This window comes from Hydrogenophaga crassostreae, from assembly GCF_001761385.1.
Taxonomy (GTDB): Bacteria; Pseudomonadota; Gammaproteobacteria; order Burkholderiales; family Burkholderiaceae_C; genus Hydrogenophaga; species Hydrogenophaga crassostreae.
The window spans coordinates 2,322,249-2,343,993 of sequence record NZ_CP017476.1 but is presented as its reverse complement, the minus strand read 5'-3'; the positions used below and the strand labels follow the sequence as shown (position 1 = coordinate 2,343,993).

The following is a 21,745-nucleotide window of genomic DNA, read 5'->3' as shown; positions in this document are numbered from 1 at the left end:
CTACTTGGTGACGTCGCTGCTGCGCATGGCCTTGAAAAAGTCAGAGCTCGGGTCAACGACCAGCACATCAGACTTGCTGGCGAAGCTGCTCTTGTATGCCTCCAGGCTGCGATAGAACTTCGCAAACGAGGCATCGCGGCCAAATGCCTCGGCGTAGATGCCTGCGGCTTTGCCGTCGCCATCACCCTTGACCTTTTGTGCATCACGGAACGCATTCGCCACAATCACTTCTCGTTGGCGATCGGCATCGGCGCGAATCTTTTCACCCTCAGCAAAACCTTGAGCGCGCAAGTCGTTGGCAACCCGCTTGCGTTCGGCCTCCATTCGGTCGTAAACCGATTTTGTGATGCTTTGGGCGTAGTCCACGCGTGTGATGCGCACATCAACGATGTCCATGCCCCAAGGTTTGTCGGATCCACGAACGGCGGCAAGCACCTGCCGCTTCACATCCTCCATCAGTTCTTCACGGCGAGTGGACAGCAATTCACTCACGGTGCGCTTGTTCACTTCTTGCTGGAACGAGTTGCGCACCACACGGTTGAGCTGAATGACGCCTGCGCTTTCGTTCAAACCAACGTTTCGAATGTATTGCTGTGGTTCGCTGATGCGCCAACGCACATACCAGTCGATCACCACGCGCTGCTTTTCAGCCGTCAGCGTGGGTTCCGAATCGGTGCTCTCCAGCGTCAGCAGTCGCTTGTCGATGTACGACACGTTCTGGAACGGCGGTGGCAGCTTGAAGTTCAAGCCCGGCTCGGTGACCACTTTCTTGATCTGTCCCAGTTGATATACCACGCCGAATTGGCGCTGGTCGACCACAAACAGCATGGAGCTGGCAATGGCCAGAGCCACTGCCAACGAAGTCAGGGCAAAACCTGTTTTGTTCATTTGAATGCTCTCAAAATTGGGTGCGTGTGGGCCAAGACGTCAGATAGACGAATCAACGCGACTCGCGCTCGCGCGAGCGGGCTGGGTTGTCTGTGTCGTTGCTGGTACGTTGTTGCGCCGTTGTTGCGGCCACTGGTGCGCTGCTGACGGACGGGCTTGGCGTGCCAGATTGGCCCGTCATCTGCATGATCTTGTCCAGCGGCAAATAGAGCAAATTGGAGCCCGACTTGCTGTCCACCATGACCTTCGTCACGCTGCCATAAATCTGCTGCATGCTGTCCACATACATGCGGTCACGGGTTACCTGAGGCGCCTTTTGGTATTCAGCCAAAACCGAGCTGAAACGGTTGGCATCACCTTCAGCTTGCGCAACGATACGGGCTCGGTAACCTTCAGCCTCTTCCGTCAAGCGCGAAGCGGCACCTCGGGCACGCGGCACAACGTCATTGGCATAGGCCTGCGCTTCGTTCTTGGCACGCTCGCGTTCCTGTCCAGCTTTGAGCACGTCGTCAAAAGCCGCCTGAACTTGCTCGGGTGGGCGAACACCATCTTGCTGCAAGTTGATGGCAACCACCTCGATACCAACTTTGTATTGATCGAGCATGGCTTGCATCAATCCCCGCACACGGGGTGCAATCTGATCACGCTCCTCGGCCAAAGCCGCATCCATCTTCATCTTGCCGATGACTTCGCGCAGCGCGGTTTCAGCCACTTTCACCACGGAGGCGTCTGGATCGCGACTTTCGAACAAGAATGCCCGCGCATCGTTCAGCCGGTATTGCACGGCGAACTTGATCTCCACGATGTTTTCATCGGAGGTCAGCATGGCCGACTCACGCAACCCGGTCGCGGGTACGATGTTTTCGCGCCCCACATCCACCGAACGGATTCGGGTGACCGGAATGGTTTCGTGACGCTCGATGGGGTACGGCATGCGCATGTTGAAGCCAGCGCCCACCGTTCGGTTGTACTTGCCGAACTGTGTGATCACCGCCTGTTCACCTTCTTGCACGATGAAAATGCCGGTGCCCACCCAGATCAGTGCTGCAACGCCAGCGATCAGGCCTATGCCAATACCCGTGGACTTGGGACTCGGATTGAAGCCCCCACCATTGTCGGAACCACCCCTGCCGCCGTTGTTGCCACCTTTGCCACCCAACAGGCCACCGAGCTTGCGATTGAAATCACGCCAAAGCTCATCCAGATCCGGCGGGCCCTGGTTGCCATTCGACGTGGGCCGGGGCTGTCGGGGCGGTTGACGTGGCGGCTCTTCATTGTCGGTATGCGGAGGCTTTTCGCCATCCGGTGCCTCGTTGTCATCTCGACCCCAGCGCGGATCGTTCAAATTGAACACCCCCAACAGACGCTGTTTAGCACCTGAAGCAGGCTTGATCGCGGGTAAATCACCGCGATTCGGGTCTTGCAAATTCACATCCATGGCTGGTTCGCTCGATTCAAGGTTGGAGTCCGCATTGTGCCCAATCAGGGCAAGGGCTTTTCAGATTCATCCAGGGCCACTGGCAATTCAGGGCCTTGGTTCGGATGGGTAGCCAGTACCCGCTGGGCCAGCAGCGCACGCAGTTCGGGCATGCCCTGGCCAGTATGGGCGCTGACAAAGGTACGAGACACGCTGACCCCATCCAGTTCCATGACATCGCTCAATTCGCGTGGCAAAGTGGATGGCTCCATCGCATCTAGCTTGTTGAAAATCAACACTTGGGGCACATCGCCTGCACCAATATCGCGCAACACACCCTGAACCGACTGGATTTGCTCCAAATGGGCCGGATTCGAAGCATCGACGACATGCAACAGCAAATCGGCGTCGGCCGCTTCCTGCAGTGTCGCAGCAAACGCATCAACAAGTCCGTGGGGCAGATCCCGAATGAACCCCACCGTGTCGGACAGAGAAACGGATCGGCCCGCCTCGCCCAGGTAGAGCTGGCGGGTGGTGGTGTCCAGTGTGGCAAACAACTGGTCGGCCGCATAAGCGCGTGCCTTCACCAGGCTGTTGAACAGAGACGACTTGCCTGCGTTGGTATACCCGACCAGGGAGATCATGTAGGCGTCACGTCGCTCTCGCTGCCGGCGCTGGGTGGCACGCTGCTTTTTGACCTTCTCCAGCCGCTCCTTGGTGCGCTTGATGGACTCACCAATCATTCGACGATCGAGCTCGATCTGCGTCTCACCCGGACCGCCGCGCATACCAATACCGCCACTTTGGCGCTCAAGGTGCGACCAACGGCGAACCAGGCGCGTTGACAGGTACTGAAGCTTGGCCAGCTCGACCTGCAACTTGCCCTCGTGGCTGCGTGCACGCTGGGCAAAAATTTGCAGGATCAGCAATGTGCGGTCGTTGACCGGCAGGTCCAAAGCGCGCTCCAGGTTGCGCTGTTGAGCGGGGCTGAGCGACTGATCGAACAAGACTTCAGATGCCCCAGTGCTCTGCGCCAGCATCTTGATCTCTTCGGCCTTTCCAGAACCCACAAACAAGGCCGGGTCAGGGGCGCGGCGCTTACAGCTCACGCGATCAGCCACTGCAAAACCCGCCGTCTGGGCGAGCAAGCCCAATTCAAGCAGCTCGCCATCAAAATGGGCATGACCAAAGTCCACCCCCACCAGAATGACTGAGGGGCGCTTTTCTTGAGAGGGAGAGGACGCGTTCACGGCGATGTCATCGCCGCAGCCGCACCAAGCACGGCCGGATTCAAAAGGGGAATCAAGGCGCGGGAGCTTCTTCTGGTGCAGCGGCGGAAAATTGCACCGGGCGACCAGGAACGATGGTGGAGATCGCGTGTTTGTAAACCATCTGCGTCACGGTGTTGCGCAGAAGGACCACATACTGGTCGAACGATTCGATCTGACCTTGCAGTTTGATGCCATTGACCAGGTAAATCGACACAGGAACGTGTTCCCGGCGAAGCTGGTTCAGAAAAGGATCTTGCAAGAGTTGGCCTTTGTTATTGCTCACGATATGCTCCGTGTTCAAAAGAAGTTGATAAGGATCGGACCTTACCACACCCCAATGTGCGGCAAGCCAAGTAAAACTGAGGGTCGCTCAGTCTTTGTAAGGGTTATCTGAGGTCTTGAATTCAATTCTCAAGGGGGTGCCGACCAAATCAAAAGCTTTCCGAAAGCGCCCCTCCAGAAACCGCTTGTAGGCATCCGGCACTTTGTCCAGCGAATTGCCGTGAATCACGATCACAGGCGGGTTCATGCCCCCTTGATGGGCGTAACGCATTTTGGGGCGGAACATGCCGCTGCGCATCGGCGCCTGGAAGGCAGTCGCTTCGAGCAGCAGCCGAGTGAGTACCGGGGTGGTCATTTTGCGCATGGCCGATTTTTGGGCCAAAACGATCGATTTCCACACCGGCCCAAGACCCTGGCGCTTCTTTGCCGAGATCAGATGCAGTGAAGCGAATTTCAGAAATGCCAAACGGGTTTCGATCTGACGCTCAACCTGCTCCCTTTGGTAGGCATCCACTGCATCCCACTTGTTGATGGCCAGAACCACCGCACGTCCGCTCTCGAGAATATAGCCAGCAATGTGAGCGTCCTGGTCGGTCACCCCCTGCTCGGCATCCAGCAACAGCAACACGACGTGAGCGTTTTCAATGGCCTGCAAGGTTTTGACCACCGAGAATTTTTCAATCGCTTCAAACACACGCCCTTTGCGGCGCAAGCCGGCGGTGTCGATCAGCTCAAACTTCTGACCATCGCGCTCAAACGGAACAGAAATCGCATCGCGGGTAGTGCCCGGCAGGTCAAATGCAACCAGACGCTCTTCCCCCAGCCAGACGTTGATCAGCGTCGACTTGCCCACATTGGGACGGCCGGCAACGGCCAGACGGATCACGCTGGTGTCGATCTCGGGCTCTTCCTCGTCTTCTGGCGGCAGGCCTGGAATGGCTTCAAGCGCCAGATCGAGCATGGTGCGGATACCTTGACCATGGGCCCCCGAGACTGGAATCACCTCGCCGAGGCCCAGTTCGTAAAACTCAACCAGTTGCAGACCCTGGGTCATGCCTTCGGCTTTGTTGGCCACAAGAATTGTGGGTTTGCCCAATCGACGCAGGTACTGCCCGATTTCGTGGTCCTGTGCGCTGATGCCGCCGCGGGCATCCACCACAAAAATCACCACATCCGACTCGGCAACCGCTTGCCTGGTCTGCTTGGCCATTTCGCGGTAAATGCTGCCCTCGCCAGCATCGGGTTCGAATCCACCGGTGTCGATCACGATGTATTCGCGGCGTCCTTGTCGACCATTGCCATAGTGGCGGTCGCGGGTGAGGCCTGCGAAGTCGGCGACGATGGCATCGCGTGAACTCGTCAAGCGGTTGAACAGGGTGGATTTGCCCACATTGGGGCGCCCTACCAAGGCGATGACGGGTTTCACGAACGGTTACCTTTCAAGTGCAAAAAACCACCGGCATCCCGCACGGTGGTTTTTTGCTATTTATGGCCGGACGGCCAAAAAGATCACAAGCTGACAGGTGCCAGGCAAAAAATGCAAGGTCCCTTAACGGGGGCGCCAAGCGTACACGCCACCTTTTTGCGTCTGCACGATCAGCACCTGGTCAGACACCACAGGAGCCCCAAGGATCGCAGAACCATCGGTTGTAAAACGCGCCATGTCACTGCCATCTTCACGCGACAAGACATGCACATTGCCATTGGCGTCACCAATCACAACAGCACGTCCGACAGCCTTGGGTGCTGTGAGATCACGGAACTTGAGGCGATCAACGCGCCAGGCGGCTTCACCATTGTCACGTTGCCAAGCCTGAACGCTGCCATCGGATTCGGTGGCAAAAACGCGGGTGGCATCGCCACTCACGCCGTTGCTGCCCTTGGCAACCTTGCTCCAAATGGTCGCGCCGCGGCTCGTATCCACGCAACCCACGGCTGCTCCGAAGGCACGAGCGCATACGCTCTCGCCCTCCCGACTGACAGAACCAACCAGATCCACCAGTCTTTCGACCTCATTGGTCCCTCGGGAGCTGGCCAGCAAGGCCTGCCATTGCACGTTGCCGTTTGACGGGTCAAGCCCCGTCATCCGCGCAGACAAACCCGCAACCAGCGTGTTTCCCACGGCTAAAAGCACCCCACCCTGTCCCAGTACCAGCGGCTCGCTCGGGCGGCTCTGCGTCCATAGTCGGGCCCCAGTGCTTCCGTCGTACGCGCCCACACTGCGATCGGCCATCAAAACGAAGACACGCCCTCCTGCAACCAATGGCGCCGTGAACGAGCGCGCAGGCAAGCGTATCCGCCACACCTCACGACCATCGCGCAAGGTCACAAGGTCGTTGTCGCGGGTAATGACGGCGGCCGATTGTCCATCCGCCCCTACCCCCGCACCCAATTCTGCATTCAAACTCACACGCCAGATGTCGCGACCCGTTTCTGCATCCAGGGCTGCGACGTTGCCTTTGGCACTGGCCACAAACACACGGCCTCCAACGACAACAGGTGCCAGAGGGGCTGCCGACTCCCCTATCTTGGCGGTCCAGACTTGGGCCGCATCAAGGACAGTGGCCGGAGAGCCCAACGGGGCCGGCTGCAGCTTTTCAGGCGTCGAGCCACATCCGCTCAAGCCCAACACCAAAAAGCCGACCAGCCCCAGTGACTGGGCGAGTTTGTGCATTTTCAATTGGTCACCTCCACAGGATTGGCCAGGGCAGTGGCGTCCACGCCCAGCGAAGCCAGTTTCACTTCAATCAGCTGCCGGTATTCCATTCGGTCGGGCATCGCCTTCCAGGCCTGCTGGTACAGGGCCTTCGCTTCATCGTTTTTCCCCTGCGCAACCAAGGCATCACCTTTGCGGTCCAGAACAAGGGGTACCAATGCGGCGGGAAAGGTTGAATCCAACAATTTCATGGCTTGGTCATAGGCCTTGGCATCGATTTCCATGCCGGCCAAACGCAGTCGGGCGAGGCCCTGGTAGGCCGGATCATTGGCATCGTTCATCGCCCAAGTCAGCGCGGCCCGTGCGGCATCGACCTTTTGGGCCTCAAACAGCGCTTTCGCGGCCAACATCGCGCCTTGCGCCGCGTAGGTGGTTCCCCCGAAGCCGTCTTTCATGTCGTTGAACGCGCGTTCAATTTTTTCGGCATCCCCTGCCGAAGTGGCGCGCTGGAGCACTTCATACAAAGCCGATGCTTTTGATGCCTGACTGCGCTGCCAGTAGTTCCAGCCGTTCCATGCAGCCATGCTGCCAAACACAGCAATCAAAACCCAGGTGATCAGGTTGCCCCATTGGGCCCAGAAGTGTTTGATTTGGTCGAGCTGTTCTTGCTCTTCGAGGTCGAGGTGTTTTGCCATGGTGTTCGGAACTGATAATGGATGGAATTGTAGGCGTGCCAGGCTTGTTCAGGTGGCGAGCAGCTTCGCCGCCCAGCCGCCAACGGCATCGAGCGGCAAAAGGGCCTGGCCCGCCGGCTCTTCGGTACGCGGCCCGCGAAGCGGCTTAAGTGCGACCTGGCCTTGCGTCAATTCGTCGGTGCCAAAAATGAGGGCAAATCGTGCCCCGCTGGCATCGGCTTTCTTGAATTGCGATTTCATGCTGCCCATGCCTTCGGTAGTACCCGCATGCATTTGCACTTTCACACCTTTTTGGCGCAGCGCCCGCAGAACCGGCATCACCTGAGCCGCGCTGCCGGCATCGGGAACGATGGCGTAGGCATCGGGGGCAGGCGCATCGGGCAACAATCCCTGCTCCTTGAGCAGTTCCAGAATCCGCTCCATACCCAAAGCCCAGCCCACTGCGGGAGCGGCCTTGCCACCAACCTGTTCGATCAGCCCATCGTAGCGACCACCAGCGCAGACAGTTCCCTGAGAACCAAGCTCGGTGGTCACAAACTCAAATACGCTGAGGTTGTAGTAGTCCATGCCACGAACGAGGCGCGGGTTGATGGTGTAGCTGATGCCATGGGCATCCAGCAGTGAACGCAAACGGTTGAAGTGGGTCAGCGATGCCTCCCCCAAAAAATCCATCAAACGCGGCGCGGCATTCACCACGGCTTGCATCGCCGGATTCTTGGTGTCAAGAATGCGCAGCGGATTGCTGTGCAAACGGCGCCGCGCGTCTTCATCGAGCACCTCAGCCTGGGTTTCCAGGTGGGCAATCAGTGCTTGGCGGTGCGCCTGTCGTTCAGACGGCTGGCCCAGGCTGTTGATTTCCAGTGCGATACCCTTCAAGCCCAGTTTCGCCCACAGATCACAGGCGAGAACAATCAACTCGGCGTCGACATCCGGGCCGGCAAAGCCCAGGGCCTCGGCACCAAACTGGTGAAACTGGCGGTAGCGACCACGCTGTGGCCGTTCGTGACGAAACATAGGGCCCATGTAGTACAGGCGCTTGCCTCCGTCGTACAGCATGTTGCTCTCGATCACCGCGCGAACCACACCGGCGGTGTTTTCAGGCCGAAGCGTAAGCTGCTCGCCATTGAGCCGGTCTTCAAAGGAATACATTTCCTTTTCGACGATGTCGGTCACTTCACCCAGACCGCGCACAAACAACGCCGTGGGCTCGACGATCGGGGTGCGAAGATTGCGGTAGCCATACTGCTGCATCAGCGTGCGCAGGGTTTCTTCCAGCCACTCCCAATGCGCTGACGCGGGAGGGGCAATGTCGTTCATGCCTTTGACGGCGCTGATTTTCTGTGCCATGTAGCTGTTGGCCGTGTGCCTGGCTGCAACGGGTTCAACCCGCGCATCGCTCAAGCTAGCGAACCAAACCTCTTCTCAATGTAGTTGTCGACGATCTGCTGGAACTCGGTGGCAATGCCAGCACCCCGCAGCGTGAGGGCTTTTTCGCCATCAATGAACACCGGTGCTGCAGGCGCTTCACCTGTTCCAGGCAAGCTGATACCGATATCGGCATGCTTGCTTTCACCCGGGCCGTTGACAATGCAACCCATCACGGCCACTTTCAGACCTTCAACGCCAGGGTAGCGCGCACGCCAGACCGGCATGGAGGCACGCAGGTAGTCGTCAATTTGCTTGGCGAGTTCCTGGAAGGTGGTGCTGGTGGTGCGGCCGCATCCAGGGCAGGCCGTTACGCTGGGTACGAACACACGCAATCCCAGCGACTGCAGTAGCTCCGACGCAATCAAGACCTCTTGGGTCCGCGCTTCGCCTGGCTGAGGTGTGAGCGAGACCCGAATGGTGTCGCCTATGCCTTGTTGAAGCAACACAGCCAATGCCGCAGCGGAAGCCACTGTGCCTTTGGTGCCCATACCGGCTTCGGTCAAGCCCAGATGCAAGGCGTAGTCACAGCGTTTTGCCAATGCCTGATACACCGCGATCAGGTCTTGCACGCCACTGACCTTGCAGGACAAAAAGATGTTGTTGCCGTTCAAACCGATGGACTCGGCTTTGGCTGCCGATTCCAGCGCCGACGTGATCAGCGCTTCGTACATCACCTGACGGGCATCCCAAGGCTGCTTGCGCTGGGCATTTTGATCCATCAAACGGGCCAACAGATCCTGATCCAGGCTGCCCCAGTTCACACCGATGCGAACCGCCTTGTCCAGTCGCGCCGCAATCTCCACCATTTGTCCAAACTGCCGGTCGCCCTTATCGCCCCGCCCCACGTTGCCGGGGTTGATGCGGTACTTGGACAAGGCTTCTGCGCAGGCCGGATGATCGGTCAGAAGCTTGTGGCCGTTGTAGTGAAAGTCGCCGATCAGGGGCACGCTCACACCCATGCGGTCAAGTTGCTCACGGATATAGGGAACCGCCTTCGCCGCGTCATCGTTGTTGACGGTGATGCGAACCAACTCAGAGCCAGCGAGCGCCAACTCTTTAATCTGAATGGCCGTGCCTACCGCATCAGCCGTGTCGGTGTTGGTCATCGATTGCACGCGCACCGGCGCTGAACCGCCCACAGTCACGCGCTTGTCGCCCCAGGCGACAAGACCCTGGCGCGAACGGCGCGGCAATGCGCCGGCCAAAGGAATCGCCTCTGCTTCCATGCTCATCATTTCACCTGAAATCTGGCGACACTGTTGCGCGCAAATGGCGCCACATCAAAAGCGCTTCCGCGCACTTGCACGGCCACGGCATCAGCCCGGCCCAACACCACCGAATATGGTGGAGAGGCAGAAAAATCCAATACATCACCCTTGCGCATCACACGTTGAATCTGCACTTTTCCCGCGCCATCCACTACCTCAACCCAGGAATCGTCGGTCGCTTCAAGATGCAGAACGCTGCCGGACGGCGCAGCAGACCGCTCGTCTCCCAGGCCGGTCGCACTCTTGAGAGTGGCAGGTTTGGTTTCGGCTGCGGGCACCGGGTCTTCGGCGACCATTGTGGGCTCTTCAACACCTTCGGGTGGTGTTTGCGATGAAGGAATCGCCACGGGAAGAACGACTTCAGCCTCCAGCATGCCTTTTTCTGGAAGGGAGAAGCTCTCAATCCAGTCGGTTCCCTTGGTGATCAGGTCTTTGCCGGGCCACTGGTTCCAGTCGGGCAAAAGAACCACGCCCAGTGCCCCCAGCAAAATCAAACCGGTCATCCAGACAGCGGGGGACTTGAACCGCGAGGACAATGCAACTGACGCGCCGCTGCCTTGATCAGGTTTGAATGGCGTGTTCACGCTGGCACCAGTTCCCCCCAAGGCGGGAGCGTGCGCATAGGGAATTGAGTCAAGAATCGGTGCGACATCAATTTTCAAGTGGCGGCACGCGCTAGAAGCCAGAGCCCTTGCAAAGGTGAGGTCAGGCAATTCGTCATAACGCCCCGCTTCGAGCGCTTCCAGTTTTTTGACGGGCACTTTTAGTGCAGCGGCAAGCGCTGCGATATGCAGTCCTGTCGCTTCCCTGGCCTGGCGCAGCCCGGTTGGCTGGTAGGTGGCCGGCTGAGCCTGCTGGCCGGATGGGTCGCCCCCATCCAGCGTTTCCCATCCTTCACTCATAAAACGCTCCGCGTCGATAGGCTTTCAACTCATTGGAGTCGGGAAACCGCTTCTGGAGTTGTTGCGCCAACTGATCGGCGACCTCTTGGTTTTTCATTTGTTTTTCGATTTTGATGCCCAGCCACAGCGTCTCTGCGTTAGCCAACTCAGTCGCATTCAGGCGCCGAATATAGAACTGGGCCCGTTCGCTCTCTCCCCGCTTGAACAACAGCGCGGCGAGGTTATAGCCTGCGACCGGATTGGTGGAATCAAGCTGATAGGAGCGGGCAAAGCTTTCCTCTGCATCCTTGAAAAGGCCGGCCCGGATTTCACAGACACCTTTGGTCATGAGCGTCTTGGCCTGCCCACTGTATGTAGGATTGGCCACAGCGCGCGAGAACAACTCCACCGCCTCTTTTTCACGCTTCACACTGCAAAGAAACCAGCCGTAATTGTGCAAGGCATCTGGGTCTTTGGCATTAATTTGCAGGGCGCGACGAAAGCTGTCCTCTGACAACCCAGGGTTGTTCAGTCTCATGTAAACAAGCCCGCGAAGAACATACGCTGGGCCATAGTTGACATCTGCCACCAGCGCCTGCTTGATCTCATCAAGGGCCACGGTGTCTTGCCCCTGCTCAAAATAGCTGGTGGCCAAAGTCGTACGAAGACGCGCACGCTTACGTGTATCAGGTTCGTCAGACTCCGTTATGGGCTCTGCGGAAGACGCGCCATTCACGCCCTGCGTTCCGGCACAGCCTGAAAGCAGGCCGGTGCTGATCACAATTGCAGCACCCATCCCGATCAAAGCCATCAAGCTGAGCGAGCGAGCGTTTTCACTCGATGCAAAGGGGGGGCTAATTGCTTTCACGGGGAACTGGGTCATGCCTGTTGCTCCTTGATTTGTTTCACGAACCGGATGGGGCGTGGTGCGTTGGGGTCTACCGATTCGCGGCGCTGTGCCAAACGGCGAGCTGCGTCAGTGCGGTCAAGAACGTCACCAGCCAGTTGACCACAGGCCGCATCGATATCGTCACCTCGGGTTTTTCGGACGGTGGTTACCAGCCCACCGTCGTTAAGAATTTTCCAGAACGCCTGCACAACAGGGCGAGGCGAACACAGCAGTCCGGAGTCGGGGAACGGATTGAATGGAATCAAGTTGATCTTGCAAGGGATCCCACGGTGTCCATGGCGGCCCTTGAGCAGGTCCAGAAGCGCGCGTGCGTGCTCTGGCTGATCGTTGACACCATCAAGCATGCAGTACTCGAAAGTGATGAAGTCACGAGGTGCCGCAGGCAAATAGGCCCGGCACGCGTCGAGCAGCTCTGCAATGGGGTATTTGAGGTTGAGCGGCACCAATGAGTCACGCAGCGCGTCGGTAGGCGCGTGAAGCGAAACCGCCAAGGCCACGGGCACATCTTTGGCCAGGCGTTCAATCATGGGCACCACACCCGATGTTGAAACAGTGACACGCCGACGCGACAGGCCATAGCCATGGTCATCGAGCATGACCTTCAATGCCGGCACCAAAGACGCGTAATTTTGCAGGGGCTCACCCATGCCCATCATCACCACGTTGGTGATCACGCGGTCTGACGACTTGAGATGGTTGCGCAGGTAGTGCTCGGCGTGCCAGAGCTGGGCCAGGATTTCACCTGTTGTCAGGTTTCGCGAAAACCCTTGGTGTCCGGTGGAGCAAAAACGGCATCCCACAGCACAACCGGCCTGGGACGAAATACACAAGGTGCCGCGGTCTTCTTCAGGAATAAACACGGTTTCCACCGCGTTTCCGCCACCCACATCAAACAGCCATTTGATGGTGCCATCCGCAGAAGCTTGGCGCGATAGCACTGGCAGATCCTGCACGTGACACAGCGCGGGCAATTTCTCGCGCAGGCTGCGCGCAAGATCGGTCATTTGGTCGAAGCTCGACGCGCCTTTCTGGTGAATCCAGCGAAACAGTTGAACGGCGCGAAAGCGCTTCTCACCCAACTGCTCACAGTAGGCCGCCAGCCCGTCGAGATCAAAATCAAGCAAATTCACGGTGGTCATGACTGTCCTCCGATTCCGCCCCACTCCCACACCGAGACCGTCGCTAAAAGCGACAACTCAGGATGAAAGCGGGATACGGTGTTGCTCAATGGAATAACTCGGCGCGCTGAATCAGCGCGAGTAAACGTTCATGCCAGCAAAGAAGAAGGCGATTTCCTGAGCCGCCGTTTCAGGGGCGTCGGAACCATGCACAGCGTTGGCATCGATGCTGTCAGCAAAGTCGGCGCGGATGGTACCTGCATCGGCTTTCTTCGGATCGGTAGCGCCCATCAGGTCGCGGTTCTTGGCGATGGCGCCTTCGCCTTCCAGTGCCTGGATCATCACAGGGCCGGAAATCATGAAATCGACCAGGTCCTTGAAGAAAGGACGCGCCGCGTGCACAGCGTAGAACGCTTCGGCTTCGCCACGGGAGAGGTGTGCCATGCGTGCAGCGACCACTTTCAAGCCAGCGGCTTCAAAACGGGCGTAGATCTGGCCAATCACGTTTTTGGCGACGGCGTCAGGCTTGATGATGGAGAGGGTGCGTTCGATGGCCATGATGGTCCTTGAATTTATGAGTGAAAAAGAGTGCAATTTCTGCTGTTCAGCAAAGCCGCTGATTCTACAACGGCAGGTCCCTGTTCGGGAGCCTCAGCGACCACCCTGGCGACCGCCGCCACCGCCAGGTTTGCGCCGCCCGGGCCCACCTTTGCCGCGCATCGCGTCCTGCTCGCGGCTTCGCTTCAAGGCGTCTTGTCCAATGTAGCCTAGCGAGGTTTTTAAAGGGTCTGGCTGAGCGCCCTGTCCCGAGCGTCCTTTGCCCCCTTTCCCGACCGGACCCTCCGCGTCAGGCCTGGGTGCAAACATGCTGCTTCGGCGGATACCGGTGGGCACTTCACCCCTGCTGCTACCGGTGTTGCCGAAATTGCGACCGCCGGTGGCTTCTTTGCCACGGCCCACAGGGCGGCGGCCTCTTGGGGCGGGCTCTGCGGGTTGCTCCATACCAGCGGCCGAGGTCAATTTGGCGATATCGAGCTCATCGAGCTCCACCCAGACACCCCGTTTCAAGCCACGTGGCAGCATCATGGCGCCGTAACGAATTCGAATCAATCGGCTAACCGCATGGCCAACCGCCTCAAACATGCGGCGAACCTCCCGGTTGCGACCTTCGCCGATCGTCACACGGTACCAACAGTTGGCGCCCTCGCCGCCACCGTTTTCGATGCTGGCGAACTGCGCCATGCCATCGTCGAGCCGAACGCCGTCCAGCAGGCGTTGTTTTTCCTCGTTGGACAAAGCGCCCAGAACACGCACCGCGTATTCGCGCTGCAGGCCAAAACGAGGGTGCATCAAACGGTTGGCCAGCTCGCCCGAACTGGTCAACAACAACAGTCCTTCTGTATTCAAGTCCAGCCGACCGACGGACTGCCATTTACCCTGGTACAGCCTGGGCAGGCGGCGGAACACCGTAGGACGGTTCTGCGGATCATCGTGGGACACCACTTCACCCGCCGGCTTGTGGTAGGCCAACACGCGAGGTGGCGGTGGTGTCATGCGCACGCGCACCTGTTTGCCGTTGACCTTGATCACGTCGTTGTACTGAATGCGCTGGCCCACGTGTGCTGGCTCGCCATTGACGGAAATCCGTCCTTCCAGTATCAGTTGCTCCATTTCCAGGCGAGAACCCATGCCTGCCTGAGCCAAAACCTTGTGCAGCTTGGGCGTCTCGGGCTCGGGTTGCAACACACGCTTCGCAGGCAAAGGCAGCTCTTGGGCTTGTTCTTCATCAAACACGCCGCTGATCACATCATCAAAACGCAATGCTCGCGTTTCGTGACCCGTTTCGCCGCCATCGGGCGGCGCGTTCTGGCCAACCCGGGCACCTTTCGGCTCCTCGGGCGATTGCTCAGGTTTGGGGTTTTGGGTTGGGTCCGGTTTCATGGTTTTCCTCTGACGCCGCATCGGGCGTCGGTCTATCTTGGGGCAATGCAGCCACATGCTCGCCACTTTCAATTGGCTCACCGTCAACAGCGATGGCGGGATCTTTCTCTGGCTCGCCGGAAACAGAAACGTCCACCTCCGCCCCTTCTTCGAGCGGCATCTGGGCTGACAGGCTTTCAAAATCCAGGCGATCCAACGCAGATTCCTGCACGTCGCCACCTTCCAACGGTGGTAACTGGTCGAGTGAGGCCAATCCCAAGTCGTCAAGGAACTGGCGGGTGGTGGCAAACAAGGCGGGGCGACCAACGGTTTCGCGATGCCCGATGACCTCCACCCAACCACGGTCTTCAAGCTGTTTAATGATCAGCGAGTTGATCGTGACGCCGCGAATATCTTCCATATCGCCACGTGTAACCGGCTGGCGGTAGGCGATGATGGCCAGGGTTTCCATCGCAGCTCGGGTGTATTTGGGCGGCTTCTCCGGATTCAGGCGATCGAGAAACGGTCGCATATCGGGGCGGCTCTGAAAACGCCAACCCGTCGCCACCTGCACCAATTCGACGCCCCGCCCCGTCCACTCCAGCTGCAAATCGGTCAAAAGGGTTTTGATGGTGTCAGCAGCAAGCTCGCCATCAAACAGCACACCCAGCTCACGAATTGTGAGCGGCTGAGGGGCGCAGATCAATGCGGTCTCGAGGACCCGTCGGGCATCCGTGGTGTTCATCGCTGATGTGATTCAATGGCCGGGCCAGGGGCGCCGGAGGGCTGACTCTGATCTGATTCTGGCTGTTTCACACAGAGCAGTGGCGAGATCAAAGCTGTTGAGGCCGCAGGCTGATCGGGGCTTGGAGCAACACGTTGCATTCTGCCAAGGCCCGGCGCCGGGCCTGGGAGTGCACGGAATTACGTCATTCCGAATCGAGTCCATTGTACTGGAGGCCGGCCTCGTTCAGGGCATTCAGAAAATCGGCTGGCGGCAGTGCGTCAAAAGCCAAGGGCTCGCCGGAAATGGGGTGCTGCAAACGCAGGCGGGTAGCGTGCAGCGATTGACGCGTCATGTCCAGCGCCACTTTGCCCCCATAAAGGGTGTCACCAACCAGCGGGTGACCCAGCCACGCCATATGCACACGAATCTGATGGGTGCGACCCGTGTGCAGGCGACAGGCCACCAGACACATGGGTCCCTTGACGTCCAATGGCCTGACTGTGGTCTTGGCAGCCTTGCCAATACCGAGTGCCGATGGCACGACCGCCATGCGCAAGCGGTTGTGCACATCGCGCCCGATGGATTGATCGACCGTGACCTCGGCGCCCTCTTTCCAGGCGCCATGCCCGATGGCCAGGTATTCACGCTTCACCTCCCGCGCTGCGATCGCGCGCACCAGGGCCTCGACGGCTTGCCGGGATTTCCCTACCAGCATCAAGCCAGAGGTGTCCTTGTCCAAACGATGAACAATGCCCGCTCGCGGCAGTACCGCAGCACCAGCGTGGTGAGCCAGCAAGCCGTTGAGCAAAGTCCCGCTCCAGTGCCCGGCAGCCGGGTGAACCACCAAACCTGCGGGTTTGACAATCACCATCAGATGGGCATCTTCGTAGACGACGTCCAGCGGCATGGCCTCGGCAACAAAAGCCATGGCTTGCTGTGTCGGGCGAAGCTCTACCGCCAGCAAATCGCCCACCTTCACCTTGGCCGACGCTTTTTGTGCCAGCGCCTCGTTCCACTGCACCGCCCCTTCGCTCAGCAGTTGCTGCAAATAGGACCTCGAGAATTCAGGCGTGAGCGCCGCCAGTGCACGATCGATCCGCCAACCGTGCATGCTGGAAGGGATGTCATAGCGTCGTGTCTCGACCTCCAGAGCCTCTTCAGCCTGTTCGCTCCGGGTTTCTTCATCAAAAGGCTCCCCCGTCGATATAATTTCATCTGCCAAAAGCGGTTGTCCTGTTGTAAAGGTGTGCGTGTGATGTTTTCGATCAGATTATCGGCGGTGGCCATATGCGTCACCGCTGTGGTGGCCTTGACTGCCTGCAGCAGCACCCCCAAAGACGAAACGGCGGGCTGGAGCCCCAATAAAATTTACAGCGAAGCGCGCGATGAGCGCAACAACGGCAATTTCGACAAAGCCATCTCGCTCTATGAAAAGCTCGAAGGCAGAGCGGCTGGTACGCCTCTGGCGCAGCAGGCCCAACTGGAAAAGGCACATGCCTACTACAAGGCCAACGAGCAAGCTCAGGCTTTGGCGGTACTGGATCGCTTCATGCGCCTGCACCCAGCCAGCCCAGCCATGGACTACGCGCTCTACCTCAAGGGGCTGGTGAACTTCAATGACAACCTGGGCCTGTTTGGCTCGCTGGTGCAGCAAGATTTGTCAGAGCGAGATCAAAACGCAGCGAAAACCTCATTTGAATCGTTTCGGGAGGTCATCACCCGCTTTCCAGATTCGAAGTACGCAGCCGATTCGCGGGAACGCATGACGTATACCGTCAATTCACTGGCGCAATACGAAGTCCACGTGGCCCGCTATTACTACAAGCGAGGAGCCTACCTTGCAGCGATCAACCGCGCACAGAGTGCCGTGACCGACTACCCCAACGCCCCTGCGCTGGAAGAGGCCCTGTCACTGCTGGAACTCAGCTACGACGCGCTGGGCATGACCCAACTGCGTGATGACACACGCCGCGTAATGCAAGCAAGTTTTCCCAAAGGCAATGCCGCCAATGGCGATGCGCCGGGCAGCAACAAGCCCTGGTGGAAGGTCTGGTAAGCCTGCGCCACGGTCAGCGGCTGCTCGCCAGCCTTACCAATGCGTTTTGCATGTCGGTCTCGTTCATCAAACGGGTCATGGGCGGCAAAGCCTGCAACAGTGGGCCGCCATAGCTCTGGGTCAGCAAGCGACGATCCGCGATCACCAATACACCTCGATCGGTGGCGCTTCGAATCAGCCTGCCAGCACCCTGCTTGAGCGCCAAGGCTGCTTTCTGCACATACCCCTCCTGAAAAGCGTCCAGACCCTGAGCGCGAGCACGCAGCGCTCTGGCCTGCGCGAGGGGGTCACCCGGTGACGGAAAGGGCAGCTTGTCGATCACCAGCAATTGCAGCATGTCGCCCGGCAGGTCCACGCCCTCCCAAAACGACGCCGAAGCCACCAATATTGCGCCTGGACCGCTCTGCTCGGCCGCCCGAAAAAGGGCCAACAGACTGCGTTTTGAGCCGTCCCCTTGGGCAAGTACCTGCAGCGAGTGCACCGCCTCATTGGCAAACAGTTCCCGCAAAGCAGTGGCAATGCGGGTGCATGCACGCAATGATGTTGTCAGAACGAGCGTCCTTCCGCCCAGCACGGCCGCCCAACCAGCGACCGAAGCCGCCAGCGCAATACTGTGCTGCTCGTCAGCCGGCTCTGGCATGTCATCTGGTACGTAAAGCGAAGCTTGCGCAGCGTGGTCAAAGGGACTGGCAATGCGCAAAGTGCGCAACGCCGGGTGGGCCTGTAAACCCAGACCACCAACGAACCAGCTCAACTGGTCGTCAATACCCAGGGTGGCCGACGTGAATACCCAGCTTTGCACGGGTCCTGCGCTGTGCATGGCCGCCTGGAACGCCTGTGCGGCATCGGCTGCAGATTGGATCACGCGCCACGTCCCGTCGGGCCAACGGTCAACCCAGCGCACCGTCAGTTCATCCCGCGCTGCGTCATTGGGCAGATCCCGAAGCAACAGCACCCAGTCGTTGCGCCACTGAACGGCTCGGATCATCATGGCTTCCAATGGGGCTGCGGCTCCGGCCACCGCTTGCAGCGCCGCTGCAGCCGAATCCAGCGCATGCAAGACTTCAAGCCGGACCCGCTTCCATGACAACGACTGCACGCCTTTGGGCGTCCCGCCGGCCCAGTTGGTTTGGACTTTGACACCCGCATGTGAAGGCAGCAACCGCGAAACCATTCGAGTCGCCTGCTCCAGAACCAGCGCCAAGTGCGCCCAAGGCTGCAATCCCCTGGCCATCAACGGCCCCAGGCTTTTCAGCTCACGCGCCAGCTCCAAAAGCTGCTCAGACCCAATCGACAAGCCCAACTGGGTTTCTCCAAGCTCCACCAAGCGGTGCGCCTCGTCAAAAATAACGGTCTGGGCATGGGGCAACAAGGCAGGCAATGCCTCATCGCGGTTCAGTTGGCTGGCCAGAAAAAGATGGTGATTGATCACCACCCAGTCGGCTTCCTGCGCGATCTGGCGGGCCCGATAGACGCGGCAAACCGAATGACTCGGACAGGTTTCTCTCAAACAATTCTCTCTGGTCGAGCTGATCCACGGCCGCAATGGCGAGTTGTCATCCAGACCAGGCAATTCCGAGAGATCGCCAACCATTGACTGGCTGGCCCACCGCTGAATGCGCCCCAAAGCCGATGACCAGGCTGGATCATTGGCGCCAGTGTTCAATTCACCGGCCCGCGCCTTCTCAAGGCGATGCAGACACACGTAGTTGCTTCGCCCCTTGAGCAGCGCCGCTCGAATGGGCAACCCCAACGCCTGGCTCACTGCCGGAATGTCGCGCAGAAACAGTTGCTCCTGAAGCGCCTGGGTTCCGGTCGAGATCCAGGCGCGTTGCCCGGTCATCAACAAAGGGGCGAGATAGGCCCAGGTCTTTCCAACACCCGTGCCAGCCTCTACAGCCAAAACAGCGTTTGAAACCAGGGCGTCAGCGACTGCCGCAGCCATGGTCATTTGCGCAAGATTGCTGGTTTTACCCGACACGGGTCGTGCCAGGGCGCCATCCGGCACAAAGCGCATGCGAACGGCGCTCTGAAACGCGGCGGCCTCTGCTTCGTTTAGCCCGGGGCTCATCAATGGCGACTCAGCAGAATGAATGCACTCAAAAGTGCCATTTTTGGTGATAGGCTCATGGATTGTTGCCATTCGAAGGCAACCCAAGCATTTCCCAACCCGCCCGCCGATCGGCGTGGCCCTGACATTTTTGTGTAACACATGACCAAAGGCTACCGCATTCAGGCTGCCACCGGCATCCACCGGGGTGATCGTGACTACCAGCAAGACCAGGTGTGCCTGCTGCACCATCCTCGAGAGGAAGGTTGCCTGCTGGCAGTCATTGCCGACGGAATGGGTGGTCGCAGCGGCGGCCGAAAAGCCTCTGACCAAGTGATGCTGACCACACGGCAGCTGTTTGATCGATTTGATCCCGAGGGTGACGATCCACAAATGCTGTTGCGCCAGATCGTGCAAGAAGCGCACATGGTCATCAAACTCACCGCGGTTTCATCTGAGCAAGAACCCCACAGCACCATTGCGGCATTCATGGTCCGGCCCAACGGCGACAGCCACTGGATTCACGCAGGGGATTCACGCGTCTACCATTTTCACAACGGGCAGCTGGTTTTCCGCACAATGGACCACTCTTACGTGCAAACGCTGATCAATCAGGGCGAGATCAGCGAAGAAGAGGCGCTCGACCATCCTCACTCCAATATTCTGATGGCCTGCCTGGGCACGGAAAATGAGCCTCCCATCGATCTGCACCACATTCGCACGATGAGCCAAGGCCAGGCGCTCATGGCTTGCAGCGATGGCGTTTGGCACTACTTCACCCCCGAAGAGCTCGCCAGCACCATTACCATGCTGTCACCAAGGGAGGCGTGCGAATTCCTGATTCAAAAAGCACGCACTAGAGCCAAGGGAATGGGCGACAACCTGTCCATGGTCATCGTCAAATTCGATCCTTTGAGTTGAGCTGGTTGAATACCGGCCTTGGTCGATGGCGCCCGGGCCAGACGGGGGTTTTCTCAGGTCAGCGCGGTGTCCACAAGCCGATGCTCCAGGGCCAGAAACTCCGCAGACTGCATCTCACTCAAACGTGAGACCGTGCGCGGGAATTCGTGCGACATAGGGCCTTCAACATACAACTCGTTGGCAGGAACAGCCGCCGACATGATGAGTTTGACCCGACGGTCATAGAGCACATCCACCAACCAGGTAAACCTGCGTGCTTCTGACGCTTGCCGCACGGCCATTTGCGGAACGTTGGACAGCATCACGGTGTGAAACTGCGTAGCAATCTCCAGGTAATCGTTTTGTCCCAGGGTGCCCTGGCACAAAGCTCGAAACTCGAACCAGATCACTCCGCCAGCGCGGCGCACCGCTGGCACCTTGCGCGAACCCAGCTGTAGCACCGGGTCCTGAACCATCGCTTCGGCCAGTTGCTCGAAGTCGCGCTGCATGGCCGCATCGGCATCGGGCCCCAGCGGCGTCTTGTACAGGTCCACCTGTGCCAGGGTCTGCTGCCTGTAGTCGGTGCCATTGTCCACGTTGATCACCTCCAAGCGCCCCTTGAGCAGCTCGATGGCAGGCAGAATACGGTCCCGGTGCAGCCCATCGGGATACAGACCATCAGGGTGGAAATTGGACGTGGTCACGAAGCCCACACCTGCGTCGAACAACGCTGCCAGCAGGCGATGAAGAATCATGGCGTCGGTCACGTCCGCCACATGAAACTCATCGAAACAGATCAGCTTGTAACGCTTGGCCATGCGCCGACCCAGCTCGGTCAATGGATTGACTGTGCCCTGCATGCCATGGAGTTCGCGGTGCACTTCGCGCATGAACTCGTGAAAGTGCAAACGCGTTTTGCGTTTGATCGGGACCGCGTTGAAAAAGCAGTCCATCAAAAAGCTCTTGCCCCGCCCCACCCCGCCAAACATGTAGACCCCTCTAGGAATCTCGGGGTTCACGAACATCTTCTTCAGCGAGTTGGAACGGCGCTGCTTGTAGACCGTCCATTCAGCCGCGCAACGTTCCAGCGCGTCGATGGCGCGTTCCTGGGCAGGGTCACTGGTGTAGCCACGCTCTTTCAGCGCGGCTTCATAGGTTTGGCGAACGGACATGGACTTTGGGTAGTGAGGTTGCTCCGGCCGACTCGCAGGCTTTACCCAGTCATCCCGTGGAACCGGCACTGCCGGGCCACAGGGATGGCCCCCTCAAGGGGGTGAC

At 58.9% G+C, this 21,745-nt stretch carries 20 protein-coding genes; 2 read left to right on the top strand and 18 right to left on the bottom strand.

Annotated elements, in window-relative coordinates:
• From hflC to LPB072_RS10735, 16 genes are all read right to left on the bottom strand, one after another.
• Entirely contained in the window at window positions 1-888 is an 888-nt protein-coding gene (hflC, locus tag LPB072_RS10810) for a protease modulator HflC (protein ID WP_066087680.1), read from the bottom strand.
• Between the two features lie 52 nt (window positions 889-940).
• Entirely contained in the window at window positions 941-2,326 is a 1,386-nt protein-coding gene (hflK, locus tag LPB072_RS10805) for an FtsH protease activity modulator HflK (RefSeq protein ID WP_082876800.1), read from the bottom strand.
• A gap of 44 nt (window positions 2,327-2,370) precedes the next feature.
• A complete protein-coding gene (gene hflX / locus LPB072_RS10800; RefSeq protein WP_407927797.1) occupies window positions 2,371-3,555 on the bottom strand; it encodes a GTPase HflX in 1,185 nt (394 codons plus the stop codon).
• A 52-nt stretch (window positions 3,556-3,607) separates the two neighbouring features.
• Window positions 3,608-3,859, bottom strand: coding sequence for an RNA chaperone Hfq (gene hfq, locus LPB072_RS10795; protein ID WP_066087686.1), 252 nt, complete (start codon window positions 3,857-3,859; stop codon window positions 3,608-3,610).
• 87 nt (window positions 3,860-3,946) lie between these two features.
• Window positions 3,947-5,284, bottom strand: coding sequence for a ribosome biogenesis GTPase Der (der, locus tag LPB072_RS10790; protein ID WP_066087689.1), 1,338 nt, complete (start codon window positions 5,282-5,284; stop codon window positions 3,947-3,949).
• Window positions 5,285-5,407: 123 nt separating this feature from the next.
• The gene (gene bamB / locus LPB072_RS10785) at window positions 5,408-6,532 is read right to left on the bottom strand and encodes an outer membrane protein assembly factor BamB (RefSeq protein ID WP_066087692.1); all 1,125 of its coding nucleotides are present in this window, start codon (window positions 6,530-6,532) and stop codon (window positions 5,408-5,410) included.
• Between the two features lie 2 nt (window positions 6,533-6,534).
• Window positions 6,535-7,209, bottom strand: coding sequence for a YfgM family protein (locus LPB072_RS10780; protein ID WP_066087695.1), 675 nt, complete (start codon window positions 7,207-7,209; stop codon window positions 6,535-6,537).
• A gap of 48 nt (window positions 7,210-7,257) precedes the next feature.
• Window positions 7,258-8,556 carry a histidine--tRNA ligase gene (gene hisS, locus LPB072_RS10775; RefSeq protein ID WP_066088302.1) on the bottom strand — a complete coding sequence of 433 codons (1,299 nt, stop codon included), beginning with the start codon at window positions 8,554-8,556 and terminating at the stop codon, window positions 7,258-7,260.
• A gap of 50 nt (window positions 8,557-8,606) precedes the next feature.
• Entirely contained in the window at window positions 8,607-9,863 is a 1,257-nt protein-coding gene (gene ispG / locus LPB072_RS10770) for a flavodoxin-dependent (E)-4-hydroxy-3-methylbut-2-enyl-diphosphate synthase (protein ID WP_407927805.1), read from the bottom strand.
• Window positions 9,864-9,868: 5 nt separating this feature from the next.
• A complete protein-coding gene (locus tag LPB072_RS10765) occupies window positions 9,869-10,807 on the bottom strand; it encodes a helix-turn-helix domain-containing protein (protein WP_066087701.1) in 939 nt (312 codons plus the stop codon).
• Window positions 10,800-11,669 carry a type IV pilus biogenesis/stability protein PilW gene (pilW, locus tag LPB072_RS10760; protein WP_082876803.1) on the bottom strand — a complete coding sequence of 290 codons (870 nt, stop codon included), beginning with the start codon at window positions 11,667-11,669 and terminating at the stop codon, window positions 10,800-10,802. Before pilW ends, LPB072_RS10765 begins: the two co-directional genes overlap by 8 nt.
• Window positions 11,666-12,835 carry a 23S rRNA (adenine(2503)-C(2))-methyltransferase RlmN gene (gene rlmN, locus LPB072_RS10755; protein WP_066087707.1) on the bottom strand — a complete coding sequence of 390 codons (1,170 nt, stop codon included), beginning with the start codon at window positions 12,833-12,835 and terminating at the stop codon, window positions 11,666-11,668. Before rlmN ends, pilW begins: the two co-directional genes overlap by 4 nt.
• A gap of 111 nt (window positions 12,836-12,946) precedes the next feature.
• Window positions 12,947-13,372 carry a nucleoside-diphosphate kinase gene (ndk, locus tag LPB072_RS10750; RefSeq protein WP_066087710.1) on the bottom strand — a complete coding sequence of 142 codons (426 nt, stop codon included), beginning with the start codon at window positions 13,370-13,372 and terminating at the stop codon, window positions 12,947-12,949.
• Between the two features lie 93 nt (window positions 13,373-13,465).
• A complete protein-coding gene (locus tag LPB072_RS10745) occupies window positions 13,466-14,755 on the bottom strand; it encodes a pseudouridine synthase (protein ID WP_066087713.1) in 1,290 nt (429 codons plus the stop codon).
• A complete protein-coding gene (gene scpB, locus LPB072_RS10740) occupies window positions 14,721-15,479 on the bottom strand; it encodes an SMC-Scp complex subunit ScpB (protein ID WP_082876805.1) in 759 nt (252 codons plus the stop codon). The genes LPB072_RS10745 and scpB overlap by 35 nt, the downstream gene beginning before the upstream one ends.
• A gap of 184 nt (window positions 15,480-15,663) precedes the next feature.
• A complete protein-coding gene (locus LPB072_RS10735; RefSeq protein ID WP_231943485.1) occupies window positions 15,664-16,683 on the bottom strand; it encodes an RluA family pseudouridine synthase in 1,020 nt (339 codons plus the stop codon).
• Window positions 16,684-16,716: 33 nt separating this feature from the next.
• On the opposite strand from LPB072_RS10735, the gene LPB072_RS10730 reads away from it, so the two are divergent.
• Window positions 16,717-17,517 carry an outer membrane protein assembly factor BamD gene (locus tag LPB072_RS10730; protein WP_066088307.1) on the top strand — a complete coding sequence of 267 codons (801 nt, stop codon included), beginning with the start codon at window positions 16,717-16,719 and terminating at the stop codon, window positions 17,515-17,517.
• A 13-nt stretch (window positions 17,518-17,530) separates the two neighbouring features.
• On the opposite strand, the gene LPB072_RS10725 is transcribed toward LPB072_RS10730, so the two are convergent.
• Window positions 17,531-19,588: an ATP-dependent DNA helicase gene (locus tag LPB072_RS10725; RefSeq protein WP_197508938.1), complete on the bottom strand. Its 2,058-nt coding sequence runs from the start codon at window positions 19,586-19,588 to the stop codon at window positions 17,531-17,533.
• 141 nt (window positions 19,589-19,729) lie between these two features.
• Between LPB072_RS10725 and LPB072_RS10720 the strand changes: the two genes are divergently transcribed.
• A complete protein-coding gene (locus tag LPB072_RS10720; protein WP_066087716.1) occupies window positions 19,730-20,488 on the top strand; it encodes a PP2C family protein-serine/threonine phosphatase in 759 nt (252 codons plus the stop codon).
• 53 nt (window positions 20,489-20,541) lie between these two features.
• Here LPB072_RS10720 and zapE read toward each other — a convergent pair whose 3' ends face one another.
• Window positions 20,542-21,639, bottom strand: a complete 1,098-nt coding sequence (zapE, locus tag LPB072_RS10715; protein ID WP_066087719.1) for a cell division protein ZapE — start codon at window positions 21,637-21,639, stop codon at window positions 20,542-20,544.
• Window positions 21,640-21,745 lie beyond the last annotated feature (106 nt).